At 62.7% G+C, this 20942-nt stretch carries 25 protein-coding genes and 1 pseudogene; 15 read left to right on the top strand and 11 right to left on the bottom strand.

What is annotated here, in order from left to right; genetic code table 11:
- Window positions 1-74 precede the first annotated feature (74 nt).
- The 5 genes and pseudogenes from NKJ78_RS25035 (at window position 75) to NKJ78_RS25015 (ending at window position 3998) form a co-directional block, all read left to right on the top strand.
- Complete coding sequence (locus NKJ78_RS25035) at window positions 75-983, top strand: ribokinase (RefSeq protein ID WP_023714115.1); 909 nt, start codon at window positions 75-77, stop codon at window positions 981-983.
- A pseudogene (locus NKJ78_RS25030) lies at window positions 980-2441 on the top strand (amidase). The gene NKJ78_RS25035 and the pseudogene NKJ78_RS25030 overlap by 4 nt, the downstream one beginning before the upstream one ends.
- Before the next feature lie 97 nt (window positions 2442-2538).
- Window positions 2539-3153 carry a LysE family translocator gene (locus tag NKJ78_RS25025; protein WP_352460473.1) on the top strand — a complete coding sequence of 205 codons (615 nt, stop codon included), beginning with the start codon at window positions 2539-2541 and terminating at the stop codon, window positions 3151-3153.
- Between the two features lie 142 nt (window positions 3154-3295).
- Window positions 3296-3568, top strand: coding sequence for a hypothetical protein (locus tag NKJ78_RS25020; protein ID WP_245260358.1), 273 nt, complete (start codon window positions 3296-3298; stop codon window positions 3566-3568).
- Window positions 3569-3626: 58 nt separating this feature from the next.
- Complete coding sequence (locus NKJ78_RS25015) at window positions 3627-3998, top strand: hypothetical protein (protein ID WP_023737538.1); 372 nt, start codon at window positions 3627-3629, stop codon at window positions 3996-3998.
- Window positions 3999-4059: 61 nt separating this feature from the next.
- Here the strand turns inward: NKJ78_RS25015 and NKJ78_RS25010 are convergent, their stop codons facing one another.
- A complete protein-coding gene (locus NKJ78_RS25010) occupies window positions 4060-5001 on the bottom strand; it encodes a nucleoside hydrolase (protein ID WP_023669740.1) in 942 nt (313 codons plus the stop codon).
- 144 nt (window positions 5002-5145) lie between these two features.
- Here NKJ78_RS25010 and NKJ78_RS25005 point away from each other — a divergent pair, with 144 nt between their 5' ends.
- Both NKJ78_RS25005 and NKJ78_RS25000 read left to right on the top strand, forming a co-directional pair.
- Window positions 5146-5571 carry an Hsp20 family protein gene (locus NKJ78_RS25005; protein ID WP_023669741.1) on the top strand — a complete coding sequence of 142 codons (426 nt, stop codon included), beginning with the start codon at window positions 5146-5148 and terminating at the stop codon, window positions 5569-5571.
- A 64-nt stretch (window positions 5572-5635) separates the two neighbouring features.
- A complete protein-coding gene (locus NKJ78_RS25000; RefSeq protein WP_023686566.1) occupies window positions 5636-5893 on the top strand; it encodes a BQ00720 family protein in 258 nt (85 codons plus the stop codon).
- Window positions 5894-5964: 71 nt separating this feature from the next.
- On the opposite strand, the gene ptsN is transcribed toward NKJ78_RS25000, so the two are convergent.
- The 6 genes from ptsN to lptC form a co-directional block, all read right to left on the bottom strand.
- A complete protein-coding gene (gene ptsN / locus NKJ78_RS24995) occupies window positions 5965-6429 on the bottom strand; it encodes a PTS IIA-like nitrogen regulatory protein PtsN (RefSeq protein ID WP_023669743.1) in 465 nt (154 codons plus the stop codon).
- 108 nt (window positions 6430-6537) lie between these two features.
- Window positions 6538-7122: a ribosome hibernation-promoting factor, HPF/YfiA family gene (hpf, locus tag NKJ78_RS24990; protein WP_023751408.1), complete on the bottom strand. Its 585-nt coding sequence runs from the start codon at window positions 7120-7122 to the stop codon at window positions 6538-6540.
- Window positions 7123-7519: 397 nt separating this feature from the next.
- Window positions 7520-9046 (bottom strand): RNA polymerase factor sigma-54, encoded by a 1527-nt coding sequence (gene rpoN, locus NKJ78_RS24985; RefSeq protein ID WP_352460471.1) that lies wholly within the window; start codon window positions 9044-9046, stop codon window positions 7520-7522.
- Window positions 9047-9260: 214 nt separating this feature from the next.
- Entirely contained in the window at window positions 9261-10079 is an 819-nt protein-coding gene (gene lptB / locus NKJ78_RS24980; RefSeq protein WP_023669746.1) for an LPS export ABC transporter ATP-binding protein, read from the bottom strand.
- A complete protein-coding gene (locus NKJ78_RS24975; RefSeq protein ID WP_023683069.1) occupies window positions 10076-10660 on the bottom strand; it encodes an LptA/OstA family protein in 585 nt (194 codons plus the stop codon). The genes lptB and NKJ78_RS24975 overlap by 4 nt, the downstream gene beginning before the upstream one ends.
- Window positions 10647-11360: an LPS export ABC transporter periplasmic protein LptC gene (gene lptC, locus NKJ78_RS24970; protein ID WP_023669748.1), complete on the bottom strand. Its 714-nt coding sequence runs from the start codon at window positions 11358-11360 to the stop codon at window positions 10647-10649. The genes NKJ78_RS24975 and lptC overlap by 14 nt, the downstream gene beginning before the upstream one ends.
- 295 nt (window positions 11361-11655) lie before the next feature.
- Here lptC and sppA point away from each other — a divergent pair, with 295 nt between their 5' ends.
- The 4 genes from sppA to lhpI all read left to right on the top strand — a co-directional run bounded on the left by sppA (window position 11656) and on the right by lhpI (window position 14371).
- Window positions 11656-12612, top strand: coding sequence for a signal peptide peptidase SppA (sppA, locus tag NKJ78_RS24965; protein ID WP_023698204.1), 957 nt, complete (start codon window positions 11656-11658; stop codon window positions 12610-12612).
- 80 nt (window positions 12613-12692) lie between these two features.
- Window positions 12693-12977, top strand: a complete 285-nt coding sequence (locus NKJ78_RS24960) for an integration host factor subunit beta (RefSeq protein WP_006200394.1) — start codon at window positions 12693-12695, stop codon at window positions 12975-12977.
- Window positions 12978-13029: 52 nt separating this feature from the next.
- Window positions 13030-13374: a DUF1049 domain-containing protein gene (locus NKJ78_RS24955; protein ID WP_352460470.1), complete on the top strand. Its 345-nt coding sequence runs from the start codon at window positions 13030-13032 to the stop codon at window positions 13372-13374.
- 31 nt (window positions 13375-13405) lie between these two features.
- Window positions 13406-14371, top strand: coding sequence for a bifunctional Delta(1)-pyrroline-2-carboxylate/Delta(1)-piperideine-2-carboxylate reductase (gene lhpI, locus NKJ78_RS24950; protein ID WP_352460469.1), 966 nt, complete (start codon window positions 13406-13408; stop codon window positions 14369-14371).
- A gap of 188 nt (window positions 14372-14559) precedes the next feature.
- On the opposite strand, the gene NKJ78_RS24945 is transcribed toward lhpI, so the two are convergent.
- Window positions 14560-15714 carry an MFS transporter gene (locus tag NKJ78_RS24945; protein ID WP_352460468.1) on the bottom strand — a complete coding sequence of 385 codons (1155 nt, stop codon included), beginning with the start codon at window positions 15712-15714 and terminating at the stop codon, window positions 14560-14562.
- Window positions 15715-15835: 121 nt separating this feature from the next.
- Between NKJ78_RS24945 and NKJ78_RS24940 the strand changes: the two genes are divergently transcribed.
- Window positions 15836-16600: an AraC family transcriptional regulator gene (locus NKJ78_RS24940; RefSeq protein WP_352460467.1), complete on the top strand. Its 765-nt coding sequence runs from the start codon at window positions 15836-15838 to the stop codon at window positions 16598-16600.
- A 90-nt stretch (window positions 16601-16690) separates the two neighbouring features.
- On the opposite strand, the gene NKJ78_RS24935 is transcribed toward NKJ78_RS24940, so the two are convergent.
- The 3 genes from NKJ78_RS24935 to NKJ78_RS24925 all read right to left on the bottom strand — a co-directional run bounded on the left by NKJ78_RS24935 (window position 16691) and on the right by NKJ78_RS24925 (window position 18319).
- Entirely contained in the window at window positions 16691-17122 is a 432-nt protein-coding gene (locus NKJ78_RS24935; RefSeq protein WP_023698201.1) for an EVE domain-containing protein, read from the bottom strand.
- On the bottom strand, window positions 17119-17529 hold the full coding sequence (locus tag NKJ78_RS24930) for a VOC family protein (RefSeq protein WP_352460466.1): 411 nt from the start codon (window positions 17527-17529) through the stop codon (window positions 17119-17121). Before NKJ78_RS24930 ends, NKJ78_RS24935 begins: the two co-directional genes overlap by 4 nt.
- Before the next feature lie 91 nt (window positions 17530-17620).
- Window positions 17621-18319, bottom strand: a complete 699-nt coding sequence (locus tag NKJ78_RS24925) for a helix-turn-helix transcriptional regulator (RefSeq protein WP_023700107.1) — start codon at window positions 18317-18319, stop codon at window positions 17621-17623.
- 127 nt (window positions 18320-18446) lie between these two features.
- On the opposite strand from NKJ78_RS24925, the gene NKJ78_RS24920 reads away from it, so the two are divergent.
- The 3 genes from NKJ78_RS24920 to lspA are packed head-to-tail and all read left to right on the top strand — an operon-like array spanning window position 18447 to window position 20906.
- The gene (locus NKJ78_RS24920) at window positions 18447-19529 is read left to right on the top strand and encodes an RsmD family RNA methyltransferase (protein WP_352460465.1); all 1083 of its coding nucleotides are present in this window, start codon (window positions 18447-18449) and stop codon (window positions 19527-19529) included.
- Window positions 19530-19563: 34 nt separating this feature from the next.
- Entirely contained in the window at window positions 19564-20421 is an 858-nt protein-coding gene (locus tag NKJ78_RS24915; protein WP_023683061.1) for a TrmH family RNA methyltransferase, read from the top strand.
- Window positions 20418-20906 (top strand): signal peptidase II, encoded by a 489-nt coding sequence (gene lspA, locus NKJ78_RS24910; protein WP_023669760.1) that lies wholly within the window; start codon window positions 20418-20420, stop codon window positions 20904-20906. Before NKJ78_RS24915 ends, lspA begins: the two co-directional genes overlap by 4 nt.
- The last annotated feature ends 36 nt before the right edge of the window (window positions 20907-20942 follow it).

The following is a 20942-nucleotide window of genomic DNA, read 5'->3' as shown; positions in this document are numbered from 1 at the left end:
CGCAAAACATCCGCACGCTCTGGCAAGCCGCCGGCTTACAGGTTAGCTTCCCGCGCATTCCGCAGGAGGCTTTCTTGATCATCGTTGTCGGCTCGATCAACCTCGACCTTATCGCCAATGTCGACCGCCTGCCTTCGCCGGGCGAGACGGTCCGCGGCTCCGGCTTCACCACCGCGCCCGGCGGCAAGGGCGCCAACCAGGCGCTGGCTGCGGCGCGCGCCGGCGCCAAGGTGCGCATGGTCGGCGCCGTCGGCAAGGACAATTTCGCAACCGAAGCCCTCGCTTTGCTCGTGGCCGGCAAGGTCGATCTCTCCGGCGTCGGCCAGAGCTTCGCCTCCACCGGCACGGCGCTGATCCTCGTCGGCGCCGATGGCGAGAATGTCATCGCCGTCGTGCCGGGCGCCAATGATTCGGTGCTGCCCGGCGATCTCGCCAAGGCTTTCCTTGCGAAGGGCGACGTCGTCCTGCTGCAGCACGAGATCCCGTTGCAGACTGTCGATGCAGCGCTTGACGCCGCACGCGCCGCCGCCGCGGTCACCGTGCTCAACACCGCGCCGTTCCGTAGCGAGGCGGCAGCGTTGCTCGGCAAGGCCGACTACGCCGTCGCCAACGAAACCGAATTCGACCTTTACGGCGAGGCGCTGTCGCTGAAAGGCCGAGACCGCCCGGCGCGCATGCGCGACTTCGCCGGCAAAACCGGCCGCACCATCGTCGTCACCCTCGGCGGCGACGGCGTGCTGGCGGCGACCCCGGAGGATTTCCTGACCGTGCCGGCGCTGAAAATCACGCCGGTCGACACGGTCGGGGCCGGCGATACTTTTTGCGGTTATCTCGCTGCCGGGCTGGCGTCCAACCTGCCGCTGGAGCAGGCTCTCACCCGCGCCGCAGCCGCCGGCTCGCTCGCTTGCCTGAAGCCCGGCGCCCAGCCGGCCATCCCGCTGGCGGCGGATGTGGACACCGCCCTGCGCAACAACGCCGGATGACAGCCCTGCGCCCCGCAACGAAGCACGCCGTGCCCCCCGCCGGCGACATCTGCCGGATGTCCGCTGTCGACCTGGCCGAGGCGATCCGGCTGCGCCGCCTGTCCGTGCGCGAGTTGGTCGCCGCATTCCTCGACCGCATCGACGCGGCAAAACCCGCTGGTCAATGCCATCGTCTCGTTGCGCGAGCGCTCCGACATCCTGCGCGAGGCCGACGCGGCGGACGCGCATCTAGCGCAAGGCGGGCCGGCCGGCTCGCTGTTTGGCCTGCCGATGGCGATAAAAGACCTCGCCATGACGCGCGGCTTGAGGACCAGTTTCGGCTCGCCGATCTTCGCCGATTTCGTGCCGCAGGAGGATGATTTCTTCGTCGAGCGCATCCGCAAGGCCGGCGGCATCATCATCGGCAAGACCAATGTTCCCGAATTCGGGCTGGGATCCAACACCTATAACAACGTGTTCGGCCCGACGCTGAACGCCTTCGATCCGGCGCTCACCGCCGGCGGCTCGAGCGGCGGCGCAGCGGTCGCCCTTGCGCTCGACATGGTCCCGGTCGCCGACGGCAGCGATTTCGGCGGCTCGCTCCGCAATCCGGCGGCGTGGAACAATGTCTATGGCTTCCGCCCGTCGCAGGGCCTTGTCCCCGGAGGGCCGGACCTGGAAGTCTTTCATGCTCAGATGGGCATAGACGGGCCGATGGGCCGCAGCATCAGCGACATGGCGCTGCTACTCGATGTGCAGGCGGGCTACCATCCGCATGCGCCCTTGTCCTGGGAAAAGCCTGGTTCATTCCTCGAAGGGCTGGCAACGCCGGCAAGCGGCGGCCGCGTCGGCTGGCTCGGTGATCTCGGCGGTCACCTGCCGGTAGAGCCTGGCATCCTCGATCTGTGCGAGGCCGCACTCGGCCGCTTCGCGGAGGCATCCTTCCTGACCGAGCCCTTGCTGCCGGATTTCGATTTCGAGGCACTGTGGCAAGCCTTCGTGACGCTGCGGCAGGCGAGCAGCGGCTCGGCGCTGAAAGTCCATTATGACGACCCGCACAAGCGCGCCCTGCTGAAGCCGGAAGCCGTCTGGGAGGTGGAGAACGCCATGCGGCTGACGGCGCCGCAGATCCGCGCGGCCTCGGTCATCCGCACCTCCTGGCACCGGACGCTGCTGTCGCTGTTCGAGCACTTCGATCTCATCTCGCTGCCGACGGCGCAGGTGTTTCCTTTCGAAGTCGGCACGCATTGGCCAAGTGAGGTCGCCGGACGGACGATGGACAGCTACCATCGCTGGATGCAGGTTTCGGCCTTCGCCACGCTCGGCGGCTGTCCTGCGCTCAATGTGCCGGTCGGCTTCGACGACAAAGGCCGTCCCATGGGCATGCAGTTGATCGGACGCCCGCGCGGCGACCTCGCCGTGCTCAGGGCCGGCGCGGCCTATGAGGCGACCTTGCCTTGGCAGGCGGGGGCGTCCTGACGCGAGGGGCGGCACGGTCTGCGACCGGCTTGCACCAGCCCCGCCGCCATGCATTGATTGCAGCCAGCCGCCTAAGCGCATCCTCGAGGAAATCCCCATGTCGCTGGAACTCTACGCTGCCTATGTCCTTGCCTGCATCGTCATCATCCTGGTGCCCGGTCCGACTGTCACGCTGATCATCGCCAACAGCATCCGCCATGGCTACCGCGCCGGCCTTGCCAATGTCGCCGGCACGCAGGCCGGGCTTGCCATCATGATCGCCATCGTCGGCATCGGCCTCAACACGCTGATATCGGGCATGGGCCACTGGTTCGAGTGGGTGCGCCTGATCGGCGCCGCCTATCTGATCTGGATGGGTGTGCAGATGTTCCGCGCCAAGGGCACGCTGAATGCCGACGGCACGGCGAGAAAGCCGCGCGGCGGCTTCTTCCTGCAGGGCCTGCTCGTGGCGCTGAGCAACCCCAAGACGCTGGTGTTCTTCGGCGCCTTCTTCCCGCAATTTATCGCCCCGCAGGGCAATTACACGCTACAGATCGTCGTCATGGGCCTCACCGCGATGATCTTTGCCGCCGCCTCGGACTCGACCTACGCGCTCGCCGCCAGCCGCGCCGGACGCCTGCTCTCGGCCAGCCGCATCAAGCTGATGTCCAGGATCAGCGGCAGCTTTCTGGTCGGCGGCGGCCTGTGGCTGGCTTTTTCGAAGGCGAAGTGACGACCGCCAACGGTCGTTCCCAACGGAGCCGGTACGTGAAGGCTGATTGAAAGTCAGTCTTCACGCCACCACATGAATCGGCGTGGGGGGATTCACGTCGATGTCATGGACTTACGCTGGCATAAAAAGGGACGCGCCCGGCGTGGTCCTGATCGTCGTCCTGTTTGCGGTGATGGTTCCTTCGGCTCTCTACAAATGGACGAATGATGCGAGCCCCATCCGGTCGGTCGAGCTAATCGACGCAACGGTCAAAAGTACCCATTCAGACAACGGCCGCACGCTTTATCTGGTTGCACTCGAAACCGGTTCGTCCATTCTTGTCGAAGACGACCTCCCGCATCTGATCGGCGCGCCGGCAAGATTGGAGCGCGTCACGCGCGAGAATGGATCGACCTTCTACAGGTTCGCAAATTGAACTACCGCCGGTCACGATACCAGTGAAACGCAGCGTCCTTGCTGTCAGGTGATACGCATTGGCCAAGGCTCGGCATTCCCTTGCCTGGATGACCCTGCAGGAGAACCTCAGGGGCATCCTCATCACCATCCTCGTCGTGGGCGTTTGCGCCCTTGCAATTGGCATCCCGATTGCGAGGCAAAGCAGCCCCATCGTCAATGTCGAACGCCTGACCGGTACAGTGGTCAACGTTCTCAACGCTCCTGCAAGTCCCGAGGTCGCGATCGGCAGCGGGTTCCGTTACTTGTATGGAATTCGCCTCGATGAAAATGACGGCCTGGTGTTTGCACATGACAACACGACAGTGCCGAGAGCCATTGGCTCCAAGGTTTCGATCGAGCGGCAGCGTCGCCGCAACGATACCGAAACATACCGCCTGCTTCGCGAATAAGTGCACAGGTATCGCCCAGAAGCGCTAAGCCCCTGGGCGAACGATCTGTATCAAGGCAGGCTTAAAGCCGAGCCAACCGCTCCACCAGCAGCGCAAAGAACGCGTCATGGTCGATGTCGCGCATCACCATGGCGTTCTTCGGCCGCTTGGTCACGCCCCACCAGTCGATCACGGTCATGCCCATGGTGAGTTCGGAGGCGGTTTCGACGGTGACGTTGCAGTTGCGGCCCTTGAACAGCTCCGGCTTCAACAGATAGGCGATGACGCAGGGGTCGTGCAGCGGGCCGCCATCGGTGCCGTATTTCTCCTCGTCGAAGCGCTCGAAGAACTCCAGCATCTCGGCCGTCGCGGTGCCGACCCGGGTGCCGAGCTGGCGGATGGCCTGCGTGCGCTTGGCCGTGGTCAGCGCCTTGTGGGTAACGTCGAGCGGCATCATGACGATCGGAATGCCGGATTTGAACACCAGGTCGGCGGCTTGCGGATCGACATAGATGTTGAATTCTGCGGTCGGCGTGACATTGCCGCCTTCGAAGAAACCGCCGCCCATCAGTACGATTTCCTTGATGCGCGGCGCGATCTTCGGCTCACGGATCAGCGCCAGCGCGACATTGGTGAGCGGGCCGAGCGCGCACAGCGTGATCGTGCCGGCCTCTTCCTTCATCAGCGTCTCGACGATGAAGTCGACCGCATACTGGCCCTGCAGCTTCATCTTCGGATCGGGCAGTTGCGGGCCGTTGAGGCCGGTCTTGCCATGCACTTCCTCGGCGGTGACCAGCTCGCGCGCCAACGGGCGGATGGCGCCTGCATAGACCTTGATGTCGGGCCGGCCGGCCAGTTCGCAGATTTTCCTGGCGTTCTTTTCGGTCAATTTCAGCGGCACGTTGCCGGCAACAGCAGAGATGCCGACGATCTCCAGCTCGGCGCTGCCGAGCGCCAGCAATATGGCGACGGCATCGTCCTGGCCGGGATCCGTGTCGATGATGATCTTGCGGGTCTGGGGCATTTCATTTCCTTATGCGGGGGAGTCTTTTTGGCGGGGGTGTTCGGCGGCTTGAACTTGGCCGCGGCGCGGACCATATCAAGACCATCGGGAAAAATGCCATCCGGGTTTTTCCAGTTTATGTCGCTCCAAAGAGGACAGTGTAACATGAGCCGAATGACGCCCTTCTCCAGCCCGCTTCTCCTTGGTTTCGATGCCATGGAAAAGACCCTGGAACGACTGGCGAAATCCGGTGACAGTTATCCTCCCTACAACATCGAGCGCCTCAGCGGTGCTGACGGCAAGGCCGAAAGGCTGCGCATTACGCTGGCTGTCGCGGGTTTCGCCGAAAGCGATCTCGATGTCACCACGGAGGAAAACCAGTTGGTCGTGCGCGGCCGTCAAACCGACGACACCGAGCGCGAATTCCTCCACCGCGGCATCGCCGCGCGCCAGTTCCAGCGCTGTTTCGTGCTGGCCGACGGCATGCGGGTGATCGCAGCGGAACTGAAGAACGGCCTTTTGTCGATCGATCTCGATCGGCCGGATACCGAACGGCTGGTACGGAAAATAAATATATCGGTGAAAGACTGATCTTTACCGATGGCTCTCATGCGGGATGGCCTTGAGCGGCGTCCTCGCGCCAAGGAGGCTTGAAATGACCAGAACTGACGAAACCATCATCATGACCAGCGGCGAATTCGCCCATCTCGGCGAAGGCTCGGTCGCTTATCTGCGCAAGGTCTCGAGCGACGAATTGCTCGGCCGCTTCCCCAATCTGGGCGAAATCGCGCCCGGCATGGTCCTGTGGGCCCTGTTTGCCGCCAACGGCCAGCCAATCCTGCTTTCGGATGCGAAAGACCGGGCTTTGGCCGGCGCCATGGAAAACGACCTGACCACGGTCGCCATTCACTAAGGCGACTGCTGGCGGTTGAAATGGAGAGGGCCGCCTTCGGCGGCCCCTGGAAGACTTAAATCCGAAGAACTTCAGGCGGCGTGCGAGGCCTGCGTGTCCGAAAGCAGTGCGTGGATGGCGACCGCGTCGCGCGTGCCTCTGATCTTGGCCACCGTGTCGGCGTCGCGCAAAACCCTGGCGATGCGCGACAGTGCCTTGAGGTGATCCGCGCCGGCGCCTTCCGGGGCCAGCAGCAAAAACACCAGATCGACCGGCTGGTCATCCAAGGCCTCGAAATCGACCGGCGTCTCCAGCCGGGCAAAGACGCCGGCGATGCGCTTCACCCCGGCGAGCTTGCCGTGCGGAATGGCGATGCCGTTGCCGACGCCGGTGGAGCCCAGCCGTTCGCGCTGCAGGATGGTGTCGAACACTTCGCGCTCCGGAATGCCGGAAATCGCCGCCGCTCTCTCGGACAGCAACTGCAGAAGCTGCTTTTTGGAGTTCGCCTTCAACGCCGGCAAGATCGCCGGAACGTTGAGAAGATCGCTCAGATCCATATTTGAAATCCCTTATTCGCCTGCCGTCGCCAGTCCTCGCCCCTCGCGCGGCTGGCTATTATCCCTGTGCGACCATTGTCGTCACCTGTGCGACCATTTTCGTTGTCGTCACGCCTGTGCGACTTTGGTCGTCGACGGGTCGATCCAGCCGATATTTCCGTCCGGCCGCCGATAGACGATGTTGAGGTGGTCGTTTCCGGCGTTGCGGAATACGAAAACCGGGCTGTCCTTGGTGTCGAGTTCGATAACCGCCGACGCCACCGACATGGTCTGCAGCGTCATGGTTGATTCGGCGACGATGGCCGGGGCGTAGTCCTCCGGAATGTCCTCATCGTCATCGGTCAGCGGCGCCATCACCGTATAGGCGATGTCGGTGATTTCACCATTTCCATTGCCTGAATTGTGCGATTTCAGACGGCGTTTGTAGCGCCGCAGCCTGGTTTCGAGGCGGTCCGCGGCCGCCTCGAAGGCAAGTGTCGGATCCTGGGAATCGCCGGTTGCCTGCAGCGAAGCGCCGGAATCCAGCCTGATCATGCAATCGGCCGAGTAACGCGACCCCGATTTGATGACCGTGACGTGCCCTGAAAAACCGCGATCGAAATATTTTCCAATCGCCTCGCCGACACGATCGGTAATGCGCGTACGCAGCGCATCGCCGATATCCATGTGTTTACCCGATATGCGCAATTTCATCTGAAAACTGACCTTCCTTGCTCAGGCTTCAAACTGGCCAGAGTTTATACTCGTGATCCGTGCGCACAAGCTTTGCGGCGTCAACTCGCGCCGATTTTAGATCCGAACTTTCCGGTTGATCACAATCCGCCTTCTTGGCCGTCCCGTGGCCTTCATCGTGACGGACCATCCGCATGCGGGCCGCGAGCCCGTCTCATGCGGGCGGGCTTCTAGACACTTCATTGCAGCTTGTCAATTAATGCATGTCGCCCAGAAGTGCGCTGCGGTTCTGGGACAACGACATGCATCAAAACAAAGACTTAAAGCGCGTCGTATGAATCCGTTTCAGCGCGATGCGCTTTGAGGTCGGAAAGTTGTGGAATCCAGCCATAGCAAAAGCCCTGCCGGGCAAGCAGACCTAGCGCCCCGCGCTCGCCAGAGCGCGCTTTTCACGCCGCCGCTGCACCGACGAGGGAATATTCATACCCTCCCGGTACTTGGCCACCGTGCGCCGGGCAATATCGACGCCGCTTTCCTTCAACATGTCGACGATTGCGTCATCGGACAGCACATCGGCGGGCTTTTCCTCGTCGATCAGCTGCTTGATGCGGTCGCGCACCGCTTCCGAGGAATGCGCATCACCGCCGCCCGACGCCGCGATCGAGGCCGTGAAGAAATAACGCAGCTCGAACACGCCGCGCGGCGTCAGCATGTATTTGTTGGCCGTCACCCGGCTGACGGTCGATTCATGCATGCCGATGGCATCGGCCACCGTGCGCAGGTTGAGCGGCCTGAGCTGGCGCACGCCATGGACGAGAAAAGCGTCCTGCTGGCGCACGATCTCCGACGCCACTTTCAGGATCGTCTTTGCCCGCTGGTCGAGACTGCGCGTCAGCCAGTTGGCATTCTGCAGGCATTCGGCCAGGAAATCCTTCTCCGCCTGATTCTTCGCATGCGGCGAGACCTGGGCGAAATAGATGTGATCGACCAGCACGCGCGGCAGCGTCTCGGCATTGAGCTCGACCGTCCAGCTGCCGTCATTGGCGGCGCGGACTTCGACATCAGCGACGATGGCGTCGCTGGCGCCTCCTGAAAACGCCATGCCCGGGCGCGGGTCGAGCGCGCGGATTTCGGCCAACATGTCGAGGAGATCCTCCTCGTCGACCCCGCAAAGCCGCTTCAGCGTCTGGAAATCGCGCCGCGCCAGGAGTTCTAGGTTGCCGATCAGCGTCTTCATCGCCGGATCGAGACGATCGCGCATGGCAAGCTGCAGCGACAGGCATTCGGCAAGGTCGCGCGCAAACAGGCCGACCGGCTCGAATGTGTGGCAGGCTGCCAGCACATTGGCCACCATCGCCTGATCGGCGCCGAGCCGTTTGGCGATCTCGGCGGGATCGGCGCGCAGATAGCCGGCCTCGTCCAGGCCGTCGGCCAGTTCGGCTGCGATCAGCCTTGCGGCCGGATCGGCAAAGGCAAGCGCGATCTGCTCGCCGACATGCTGGCGCAGCGTGATCGCCGCGGCTGCCATGTCGCCGACGTCGAAGCCTTCGGAAGAACCGGACGAACTATTGCCGGTGGCCGACTTCCACTGCGCCGTCAGGTCCGGACCGAGCCGCTCGCTGGTGCCGGGATCGTCGGGGAACAGATTTTCCAGCGAGCTGTCGAGCTTGTCGGAGATCGCTTCGGCGCTCCACGCCGTGTCGTTTTCGAACCAGTCGCCATCGGCGGCAGGCTCAGGAGCGGCATCGCCCTTCTGCACCTGGTCGCTTGCGGCGTCATCCTGGGGCTCGGCGCGCTCCAGCAGCGGGTTGCGCTCGATCTCGTCGTCGATGAAGTGGTCGAGCTCGACATGGGTGAGCTGCAACAGCCTGATCGACTGCATCAGCTGCGGCGTCATCACCAGCGACTGGGATTGTCGTAGCTGTAGTTTCGCCGCCAACGCCATGGTTCGGTTTCAAACGCCCTTCTGCACCCGGAAGCCTACACATCAGAAGCTGCCGGAAAATGAATTTTCCCGACCTTCCATAGAAACTGGCCCGGCTTTTGCTTGTCAAGGCGAACGATGGCAAAAGGCCCCTACCGAAGCATTATCTCACGCAAAATCGGAGAAAAAAGCCCGGCGGGGCGGCAAAAATCACGTCAGGAAACAAATTTCACGCTCAGAGCGTGAAACCTTCGCCGAGGTAGAGCCGGCGCACATCGGGGTTCGCCACCACCTCGTCGGCACGGCCATGAGTCAGCACCTGGCCGGCATGGATGATGTAGGCGCGGTCGATGAGGCCGAGCGTTTCGCGCACATTGTGGTCGGTAATCAGCACGCCGATGCCGCGCGCCGTTAGATGACGAACCAACTGCTGGATGTCGGCGACGGCAATCGGGTCGATGCCGGCGAACGGCTCGTCGAGCAGCATGTAGGCCGGGCGCGTCGCCAAAGCTCGGGCGATCTCAAGACGCCGCCGCTCGCCACCCGACAGCGACATGGACGGCGACTTCCGCAGATGGCTGATGTGAAATTCCTCGAGCAGTTCGTCGAGATTGCGCTCGCGCACCTTGCGGTCCTTCTCAACCACTTCGAGCACGGCGCGGATGTTCTGCTCGACATTCAGGCCGCGGAAGATCGAGGCTTCCTGCGGCAAATAGCCGATGCCGAGGCGGGCGCGGCGGTACATCGGCATCGAGGTGACGTCGAAACCGTCGATCTCGATCGTGCCCTCATCGACCGGCACCAAGCCGGTGACCATGTAGAAACAGGTGGTCTTGCCGGCGCCGTTCGGCCCGAGCAGCCCGACAGCCTCGCCGGCGCGCACGCCGATGGTGACACCGCTGACCACCTTGCGGCCCTTGTAGCTCTTGGTCAGACCCTTGGCGATCAGGGTGCCCTTGAACTTCGAGGAATCAACGGTGACTGTGGCCGGTGCTGCAAGTTTACTGGCCGCCCGTCCCGGAAGGCGGGTCAGCAGCGAAGACACGCCAGTCATTCGGGCTTCGGGGCCTCGGATTTCGGTGGCGGCGTCATCGACATGATGACGCGCCCGCCGCAGCCATCGACCTGAGCAAGGCCGCTTTTCATCTGCACGGTGAGCTTGCAGCCCTTAAGGACGTTGGGTCCTTGGGACAAGACGACCTCCTTGCCCGACAGAACTAGCACCTGCGTCTTCATGTCGAACGTGGCGTTGTCGCCGGTGGCGATCTGGTCATTCGACTTGATGTAGACTTTGTTCTTGACCACCAGATGGTCGATATTGGCCGAACCGGTCATCGCCGAAGCGCCGGCGGCAGCACCTTTGGCGGCGTTGGGGTCCTTGACGTAGTAGACCTCCATGCTGCCGGCCTTGAGCAGCGTTGGCCCTTGCGTGACGGTGACGTTGCCGCTGAACAGCGCCATGCTGTCGGCCTGGCGGACCTCAAGTTTGTCGCTCTCGATCTGGATCGGCTGGTCGCCCGACAGTTTGAGCCCGGACTGGCTGCTGGCGCTGGACTGAGCCCAGGACGGCGCCATACCCAGCAACAGCAAGGCCGAAGCTGCGGCGACTAGCCGTGCCGAATTACTGGGACGCATTCGTTTCTCCGCTCTTTGCCTCTGCCGCCTTCATAGTGGCCGGATCGATGTGAACGCTTACCTTGTTCTCGAAAACGATGACCTTGCCATTGTCTTCGACCGACATTGAACCCGCGGTGATCCGCGAGCCGTTACGGCTGACATCGACCGCATCACCTGTCTTCATAGAGCCTTTGCCCATATCGAGGAAGACCGATTTGAAGATGGCAGCGACGCCGTCGGTGGTGGTGACGGTAACGTCGCTGGTCATGTCCATCGTGTTGGCGTTTCTGTTGTAGATCCCGCGCTTGGCGTCGACGGTCGCCACATTGTCGGCCGTCAGCGGCAATTTGGCATGGATGCCTTCGAGTTCGATGATGTCCTGCTTGCCGACATCCTGGATGGCGCGCAAGGCCGTCAGCGAATAGGGCAGCTTGTCCTTGGTGAAGCCGTTGAGCTTCGGATTGGCCATCACCAGCTTGCCATCCGCGAAAGCGGTGCCGTCTGCCTGTATCGAAATGTTGATCGGCGCCGCCAGATAGGAATAGACCGGAAACGCAACCGCGATCCCGGCGGCAAGCACCGGCACGGCAAACTTAAGCACGCGCACGCGGCGCGAGTGGCGCTGGGCGCGGTCGAAGGCGTCGCCGCGCGTGCCCGCTGGCGCCGTGGGCGCCAAGGCCGCATCGGCATTGGTCGGTTCGTTCGATCGCGCAAGCATGACTGACTTCTAATAAACCCTTGTCCGCCAAAACACCTGCTATAGGTGGGTTGCCGGCCCCCGCAAGCAAGCACAAGCGGAGGAAAACCGCAAAAATGTGACGGCCGCTGTTTTACAGACGGAACTCAGGCGACACAATTTCGTCACTTCATAGCAGAAACGAACGCGCCGCGTCATTTTTTCCTGAAATGCCTCCGTCGTGAAGGTCGCTTCGTCGCAGGCTCTTGAGGAAGAGGTAGCCGGGCGCGGACGCTTGCTTTAAAAGCATCGCTTCCCACCGACTGTGAGGCAGACCATGGCACTGAGAGCCGACGACCTGATCGACCGCCGCCGCTTGCGGCGCAAGCTGACCTTCTGGCGCGGCGCCGCCATTGCCATCGTGGCCCTTGGGGTGATTGCGCTTGCAAGCTGGTTCTATGGGGGCGACCTCGGCGGTTCTTCCGTCGACCACATCGCCAAGGTCAGGATCGAAGGCACCATCACCGAGGACGAGGAACTGATCAAGCGGCTGGAAACCATCCGCACATCCTCGCAGGTCAAGGGCGTCATCCTGGCGATCGATTCGCCCGGCGGCACCACGGTCGGCGGCGAATCGATCTACGAGGAGGTGCGCAAGCTTGCCGCCGACAAGCCGGTGGTGGCCGAGGTCGGCACGCTGGCCGCATCGGCCGGCTACATGATCGCCAGTGCCAGCGACCATATCGTTGCCCGCAAGACGTCGATCGTCGGCTCGATCGGTGTGCTCATCCAGTATCCCGATGTCAGCGGTCTGATGGACAAGGTCGGCATCAAGCTCGAGGAAGTGAAATCCTCGCCGCTGAAGGCATCGCCCTCGCCCTTCAAGCCGACCAATGAAGACGAGCGAGCCATGGTCCGCAAGCTCATCCTCGACAGCTATGACTGGTTCGTCGGCATCGTCGCCGAGCGCCGCAAAATGACCCGCGATCAGGCACTGGCCCTTGCCGACGGCTCGATCTTCACCGGCCGCCAGGGCCTTGCCAACGGTCTGATCGACGCTGTCGGCGGCGAGAGCGTGGCGATCGACTGGCTGGCGACCAAGGGTGTCGACGCCAAGCTCAAGGTGGTGGAATGGAAGGACACCGAGCGGCGTGGCGGCTTCCTGTTCTCGAAAGCAATAGCGCGCAGCGTCGGCAGCGCGCTCGGCCTGTCGGAGGCCGGCAGCGACGTGCTTCACGAAATTGGCGCGGATCGCTTGTTTCTTGACGGTCTCGTTTCCGTCTGGCACCCTTGATCTGCCGGTTGGGGCGAGTAAAAAAGCAAATAAAATCATCCTGATAATTTGACCGCAGCGCTTTCACGGGGACCTTTCTAATGATCAAATCCGAGCTTGTGCAGATCATTGCCACGCGCAACCCGCATCTTTTCCTGCGCGACGTCGAAAACATCGTGGGAGCGATCTTCGACGAGATCACCGATGCCCTGGCGGAAGGCAATCGGGTCGAGTTGCGTGGCTTCGGCGCTTTTTCGGTGAAAAATCGCCCTGCCCGCACCGGCCGCAACCCGCGCACCGGCGAATCCGTAGAGGTCGAGGAGAAGTGGGTGCCGTTCTTCAAGACCGGCAAGGAATTGCGTGAAAGGCTGAATGGCGGCAAGTAGGCGCGGACCACGCGCCGACCTTATCAAGGCCTGCCTTCTCCAGGGAATCTCTATGTTGAACCGCTTCATACTTATCGTGGTCTTCGTGCCGCTCGCCGTCATCCTGATCGCGCTGGCCGTCGCCAACCGCGAGCTGGTCGCCTTCACGCTCGACCCGTTCAACCCCGGCAATCCGAAACTGACGCTGACCTTGCCGCTGTTCATCTTCCTGTTCGTGGCGCTCGCCATCGGCATGGTCGTCGGCAGCCTGGCGACCTGGGTCAAGCAGGGCCGCTACCGCAAGCTGGCGCGCCAGCGCGGGGTCGAGGCCGAGAATTTGCGCCAGGCGGTCAGCCGTATACCCGCCGTGCAGCAGGGCGCGGCCACCGGGCCGGCGCTGCCGAAGTCAACGGCCTGAAGCCGGCGCTTTTACCTTCGCGGAGTTTTGCATGCTGACCATTTCGGCCGACGCTGTCGACCAGGCGCTGACCTTTCCCGGGCTGGTCGAGACATTGCGCGCGGCCTTCCGCGAGGGTGCTGTGCAACCCGTCCGCCATCATCACGGGGTCGAGCGGCCCGACGGTGCCACATCCACGCTGCTTTTGATGCCGGCGTGGACCGACTTCCATGCGGCCGGCACATCGGTCGGGGGTCATATCGGCGTCAAGATCGTCACCGTATCGCCCGACAACAACGCCATCGGCAAACCGGCGGTGATGGGGCTCTACCTCCTGCTCAACGGCTCCACCGGCGAGCCCGAAGCGCTGATCGACGGCCAACGGCTGACACAGTGGCGCACCGCTTGCGCCTCGGCGCTGGCGGCCTCCTATCTCGCCTGCGAGGACGCATCGCGGCTTCTGGTGGTCGGCGCCGGCGCCCTGTCGCCGTTCCTCGCCAAGGCGCACTCCGCGGTGCGGCCGATCAAGACCATCCGCATCTGGAACCGCACGCCCGCCAATGCCGAAAAGGTCGCGGCTGATTTGCGCGCGGACGGTTTCAACGCCGAGGCCGCAAGCGATCTCGACGCCGAACTCGCCGAGGCCGACATCGTCTCATCGGCGACGATCACGACGACGCCGCTGGTCAAGGGTGCGCTGCTCAAGCCGGGCGCGCATGTCGATCTGGTCGGCGGCTTCACGCCGACCATGCGCGAGAGCGACGACGACGCGATCGCGCGCGCCCGCGTCTATGTCGACACCCGCGCCGGCGCCACCAAGGAAGCCGGCGACATCGTCCAGCCGCTCGCCTCCGGCGTGCTGAAGCCGGAAGCCATCGTCGCCGATCTGCATGAGCTGGCGCGCGGGGAAAAACAGGGCCGGCAGAGCCCCACTGAGGTCACGCTGTTCAAGTCGGTCGGCGCCGCGCTTGAGGACCTTGCCGCCGGCATTGCCGTCTACAGCGCGCTCAAGCAGTAGCGTCTGCCTGCACCGGCGCCGGCGCCGTTCCTGAGACCAAACTTCCTGACCGCTTCCGCGCTGCCCGCGCCTTGGTCCCATCCAAACATTAGGCGTAGGAGACCAAGCGACTGAGAAGCGTGGGGAAGCGGAACGGCGGCTTTCGGGCCAAATCGCCGCTTCGCGTACGTCAGTGGTGACCGACAAATCTACGGGCGTTTGAAAGAAACTAGAATTGTGAAAGCGAGGAGACCCAACCCAACGCTTATTGGTACGGCTCTTGGCGAAATCCAGTCCATGAGTGACCCGGTTCCAGTCGATCCCATAACGCTGCCTATGGAGTAGGCCAAAGAAAAGCTGGCAGTTCCGGCTACTAGCATCCCGCCCTCGAAGCGCTCGCCCAAGATTGTGAGGGCACAAGTGCTCAAGGCGAATGTTGCAACGCCGATTATAGCGAACACCACCAGGATAGCGGCCTCGGATTGCAAAAACGGGATTGCCAGGAACGCGACCGCTCCTAAAAGGCCGCAGCAGATCGTCACACCGGCACGCGATGTCTTGTCCAGCAACCATCCGACCAGAGGCTGGGCAAACGCGGTGGGAAGTGACAGCACGGTAATGGCATATGCTGCGAAAGCTTCGGAGTGGCCGACGCGAACGAAGTAGACCGCCATGCCTGAAATCGCGGCAATATCGGCAAAGCCGAAGGCCAATTCTATCAGAACCAGAATGGGTGCGGCGCTGATAAATCGGAGCAGCGCGCCTGCCGGCGCGCGTTCAGGCGATGTGCGGGTACTGCCGGTAAAGGCTGCGCAAGCAAAGCCAATCAATGCAATGTAACCGGCCACCAAGGCAAAAGCAGAACCGTTAGACGTGCCGACAAGCGGAATGGCCAATGGTCCGATGGCAAAGCCAGCGCACATGCCCGCTCCGTAGAATCCGGAGATACGCCCACGTATCCGGTCGGGACTCGCAGTATTTAGCCACGCTCCGCTTAGAATCGAGATCAAGCTCGCGCAGAAGCCGATCAAGAAGCGCGCTATGAACCAGATAGGCAAATAGTCAATTGTCGCGAATGTCGCCAAGCTGATCGAGCAGATAAACAGGGCCGCTACGATCAGCCTGTTTCCGCGAAACCGAGCTGTGAGCTGATCAATCCACAGGACGGCGACGATAGCTCCGGTCGCGTAGGCAGCGGCATTTAGCCCTATCAGGCTTCCGGCCACGCCCCTTCTTTCCAGCACAAGAGAGATGAGCGGAAACGTCAGGCCTTGGGCAACCGCAAAAGCTGTAACGCTCAGTATGACTATCACGATAGCAGCCCAATCCGGGGCATCGACTTCATGCGTTCTCGTGGCGACCATGGCTGCTGCTCTCCGTACGTTTATCAGCGCGGGCGGCCAGCTTAGGAGATATCGTTGTGTCTTAATGTCGATGATACGTTTATGAATATCTAGGATTCGTCAAACCGCTGGTTGTTACAAGATGATGCATCCAGGAGCGCATCCTCGATATATCCGCGAAATCGAAAGCCAAGAGATTGGCCAGGATCTCGGCTGGCACACTCATGATTTCGGGCAGTTCTTTTCCGCCATTCGCGGATCGATATACGTTGGCACGCGCAACCGCGTTCTCTTGCTAAGCCCAGCCATGGCAGTGTGGATACCGCCAGATGTGGAACACTGGCTGCGATATGTTACGGGCAACGAAATTCTTTATGTCGACGTCAACCGCGCGGAGTCAGGTAAGTTGGGCGCAGCGCCCCGTATCGTGCAAATGACGCCGCTTCTTCATGCTCTGATGCACGCGATTCCAGACAACAACTCCTCAAGTCTCCCAAAACCGCATGAGGCAGCTCTACACGAACTGCTTTTTCACGAAATTTTGGCGGCAAGGGATGTGCCGCTTTCAATCGCGATGCCCAAAGACAAGCGGATTTCCGATCTGGCGCATTCCGCCATGGACGATCCGGGTTCGATTGTCTCTGTTGATGAATGGCTCACCGGCGCTTCGGCCAGCCGCAAGACCATTGAACGCCTGTTCATAGCCGAAACCGGAATGCCGCCTTCGCGGTGGCTAAGACACGCCCGCATTCTCCAGGCCATCTCACAGCTCTCTGCTGGCAAGAAAATCAGTTCTGTTGCATTCGATCTCGGGTACGAATCCCCAAGCGCGTTTACCTACATGTTTCGTAGCGCTATCGGCTTGAGTCCACGCCGCTTCCTGCGGTCAGGAAACAACGTCGGCTAAAGTTCCCGGCGATCCGCCGCTTTGGGGCAACGGCAGAGCATCTCGAATGTCTCGGAAGCTGCCGCTACCTCTCATGGTAGGAATGGCCGGTCAGTCGGCCTTCATGGCAGCGCCCATCGCCTCGGCGATCAGCGCGAAATCATGCGCCGTAATTTCGAACAGGCCAAAGCGCAGTTGATAACCCCAGTTCGATTTGCCCGCGGTGAAGTCGAGCTGCTCGAGCAGCGGCTTGATCGGCGCCTCCTCGGCCTTGGCCCATTCGACATCCCTGCGGAACGGCGTGAAGCCACCGCCCATGTCGCCCTGGTAAGGCTCGCCTTCGCGCACGGTGCCGATTGCCGTGAAAGCCTGCAGGCCGTCCTTCTCGCGCAGAATTGTGGTCGGCGAGTAGTAGATGATGCCGTCGCCGGGCTTGATGCGGCGCAAAGGTGCCGCCTTGCCGTGGTTGACCTGCATGAAGCCGGCCTCGCGGCCGCGCCGGACATGTTCGGCGGAAGCGACAGCGATCCAGTGCGCACTCATTTCTGTTCTCCATTGGCCTGTTCCCCATTGGCCTGTTCTCCGTCGTTCAGCCAGTAGACGCGCAGCCGGTGCTTGTCGGGATCGAGCGCAACGAAGGTGCGGCCGAAGTCCATGTCGGTCGGCGTCTGCAGGATGGTCAAGCCGCGTCCTGCCCAGTCCGTGTAAGCGGCGTCCACCGCATCAGGCCGGTCCAACGCGAAGACGAGCTCCGCACCGCCGCCCGCGGCTGCGGCCGCCGGCTCCACGGTGTGGCGCGACCACAGGCCGAGCTTGAAGCCATTGTCGAGCACGAACAGCACGAAGGTCGGCGACGTCTCCACCGGCTGGCGTCCCAGCAGCGCACCGTAGAAGGCGCCGCTCCGCTCCGGGCTGTCGACATAAAGGATGACGAAATTGGGGGTGTTCATGTCTGCTCTCCAGGGTTTCGATTGGAGGAGCATAGGTGACCCCACTGTCAGATTCTGGCAGCAGCGGCTTGCGAGGGCGTAGAAAGGAGCATTAAGCGCCGGGCTGGCGCTTCGGTGCGTCCAGCGTCGCGCGCCATTCCTTCAGCAGCGCCTGCCGACGACGCGGATAGCGGATATCCGTGGTGTTGAGCCCCGACATCCGGTCGGCGCGAAAATGTCTGAAATCCTGCCGCGTCTCGCACCAGGCCACCACCACCCGCACCTTGTCGAAAAAGCCGAGCGCGAATGGCCAGATCAAGCGCTCGGAGGCGGCGCCGCCGGCGTCGCGGTAAAGAAAGCCGAGTTTTCTCTCGTTGCGGATCGCCTGGCGCACCAGGCCAAGGTCGATGCTTTCGACAGCATCGCCGTGCGGCCCGACCAAAAGCGCGGTCGCATCGAGGTCCTCGCGCAGATCATCCGGCAGCACAGCGGCGATCTTGGCCAGCGCGTCGGTGGCGGCGGCCGACAGCCGCTTGTCCGGTTGTCTGGCAACCCAACGCGATCCCAGAACGATGGCCTCGATCTCCTCGTCGGTGAACATCAGCGGCGGCAGCATGAAGCCGGGTTTCAGCACATAGCCCAGCCCAGCCTCGCCCTCGATCGGCGCGCCTTGCCCCTGCAGCGTGGCAATGTCGCGGTAGAGCGTTCGGATCGAAACGTCCATCTCGCCGGCAAGCGTGCGACCGCTCACCGGCCGGCGATGCCGGCGCAGGATCTGGATCAAGTCGAGCAGGCGTTCGGAACGGGACATGATTCCAGATTTGCCTGTTTCCTCAGCGAGGTCCACCACCTCAGACATTCGCACGCTGGACCATTTTGTTTGCGCAGCCGGTGACCCTATGTCAAAAGCGGCCTGCCGCCTCCGGAGACGCTCCTGCTTGAAGTCCTTTCGCGACAAACGCCGCGACAACCGTCCGCCCGCAAAGGGCAGGACCGAACAGGCGCGGCCGCAGCCGGGCACCGTACCAGTCCGACCCGAAGCCAGACAGCAACGCCACGAAACAAAACCGGACGACCGGTCTGATCCGAAGCCCGCCCCCCGTATCCTGGCGCGTCGCGAAGGCGTCCTGCCCACTGAGCGCCTGCCGGTGATCCTCGAAGTTGCGCCAAATCAGGATTATGCACTGCTCGACAGCGGCGCCGGCGAAAAGCTCGAACAATACGGCCCCTACCGCATCGTGCGGCCCGAGGGACAGGCGATCTGGCAAAAGGCCTTGCCCGCCAGGGACTGGGACCGAGCCGACGCCATCTTCACCGGCGATACCGACGAAGAAGGCATCGGCCGCTGGCGTTTTCCGAAGGTGCCGCTGGGCGAGACCTGGCCGATGAGGCATGACGGCATCGACTATCTCGGCCGCTTCACCTCGTTTCGCCATGTCGGCGTCTTCCCCGAGCAGGCTTCGCACTGGGACCATATGGCCAGCCTGATCGCGGCGGCCAACCGCCCGGTCAAGGTGCTGAACCTGTTCGGCTATACCGGGCTCGCGTCTCTCGTAGCCGCCCGCGCCGGTGCCGAGGTCACCCATGTCGATGCCTCCAAGAAGGCGGTCGGCTGGGCGCGCGAAAACCAGGAAATGGCCGGTCTCGGCAGCAAGCCGATCCGCTGGATCGTCGACGATGCTGTGAAATTCGCCGAGCGCGAAGAGCGCCGCGGCAGCCGCTACGACATCATCCTGTTCGACCCGCCCGCCTATGGCCGCGGCCCCAAGGGCGAGGTCTGGCAGTTGTTCGAGGACCTGCCCGGCCTGACCGACCTTTGCCGCGCGATCCTGACGCCGAAACCGGCCGCCATAGTGCTGACCGCCTATTCCATCCGCGCCTCCTTCTTCGCCATCCATGCCTTGATGCGCGACACCTTTGCCGGCATGGGCGGCACGGTTGAATCAGGCGAACTGATCATCCGCGAGCAGTCCGCCGGGCGGGCGCTGTCGACATCGCTGTTTTCGCGCTGGGTGGCCTGAATGCCCGGGAGACCTGAATGCCCGGGAGTCCCGAATGAATGAGCGGCACGCAGGTGCGCCCGGGCAGGTCAAGGAAGTCACCAGCCTTGCCAATCCGCTGATCAAGGACATCAAGGCGCTCGCCCAGAAGAAATTCCGCGACCAGCAGAACGCCTTCATGGCCGAAGGGCTGAAGCTGGTCATCGACGCCCTCGACCTCGGCTGGTCGATCAGGACGCTGGTTTTCGCCAAGGCCGGACGCGGCAATGCGGCGGTCGAAAAGGTGGCGGCGCGCACGGTTGCCGCCGGCGGCACCGTGCTCGAAGTGTCCGAAAAAGTGCTGGTCGCCATCACCCGCCGTGACAATCCGCAAATGGTGGTCGGCGTCTTCCGGCAAAAACTGCTGCCGCTAAGAGACATCCGCGCTCACGACGGCGACGTCTGGGTGGCGCTCGACCGGGTGCGCGATCCCGGCAATCTCGGCACCGTCATCCGCACCGTCGATGCCGTCGGCGCCAAGGGCGTCATCCTGGTCGGCGAGACTACCGATCCTTTTTCTGTCGAGACCGTGCGCGCCACCATGGGCTCGATCTTCGCCGTGCCGGTGACCAAGGCGACGCCGGAAGCATTTCTGGCTTGGCGAAACAGCTTCTCGGGCCTGGTGGTCGGCACCCATCTGAAGGGTGCGGTCGACTACCGCTCGGTCGATTTCTCCCGAGGACCGGTGCTCTTGATGATGGGCAATGAGCAGCAGGGCCTGCCCGACAATCTGGCGGAAAGCTGCGACCGGCTGCTGCGGATTCCGCAGGCCGGCCGCGCCGATTCACTCAATTTGGCGGTCGCCACCGGAATCATGCTGTTCGAGATCCGGCGCGGCGCGCTGAAACTTGCCCCCGAGGACGCCACATCGTGAAATCATGGTCTCCCTATGCGCTGCTGGTGGTGGTGGCAATCGCGCTCGACCAGTGGATAAAGCATCTGATCGAGACCGGCCTCGTCTTCCAGGAAAAGCTCGACCTGGTGCCATTCCTGGCGCTGTTTCGCACCTACAATACCGGCATCGCCTTCTCGATGTTCTCGTCCTTCGGCGACACCGGCCTGGTCGTCATCGCGGTCGTGGTCGTTGCCTTCGTGCTTTATCTGGCGACGCGCACGCCCTCCGGCCATGTGCTGGCCCGCATCGGCTTTGCCCTGATCATCGGCGGCGCGATCGGCAATCTGATCGACCGCGCCGTCTACGGCCACGTCATCGACTATATATTGTTCCACACGCCGGTATGGTCCTTCGCCGTCTTCAACCTTGCCGATGCCTTCATTTCGGTCGGCGCGGCGCTGGTCGTCTTCGACGAGTTCATCGGCTGGCGGCGCGAGGCCAAGCCGCAAGGCCCAGAAGCCTGACGGCCCGACTCTTTTGACCAATTGACCTCGCCGGAC

The sequence above is a fragment of the Mesorhizobium sp. M0037 genome, assembly GCF_040323635.1.
Classification (GTDB): Bacteria; Pseudomonadota; Alphaproteobacteria; order Rhizobiales; family Rhizobiaceae; genus Mesorhizobium.
This window is presented reverse-complemented; position numbering and strand designations above follow the sequence as displayed.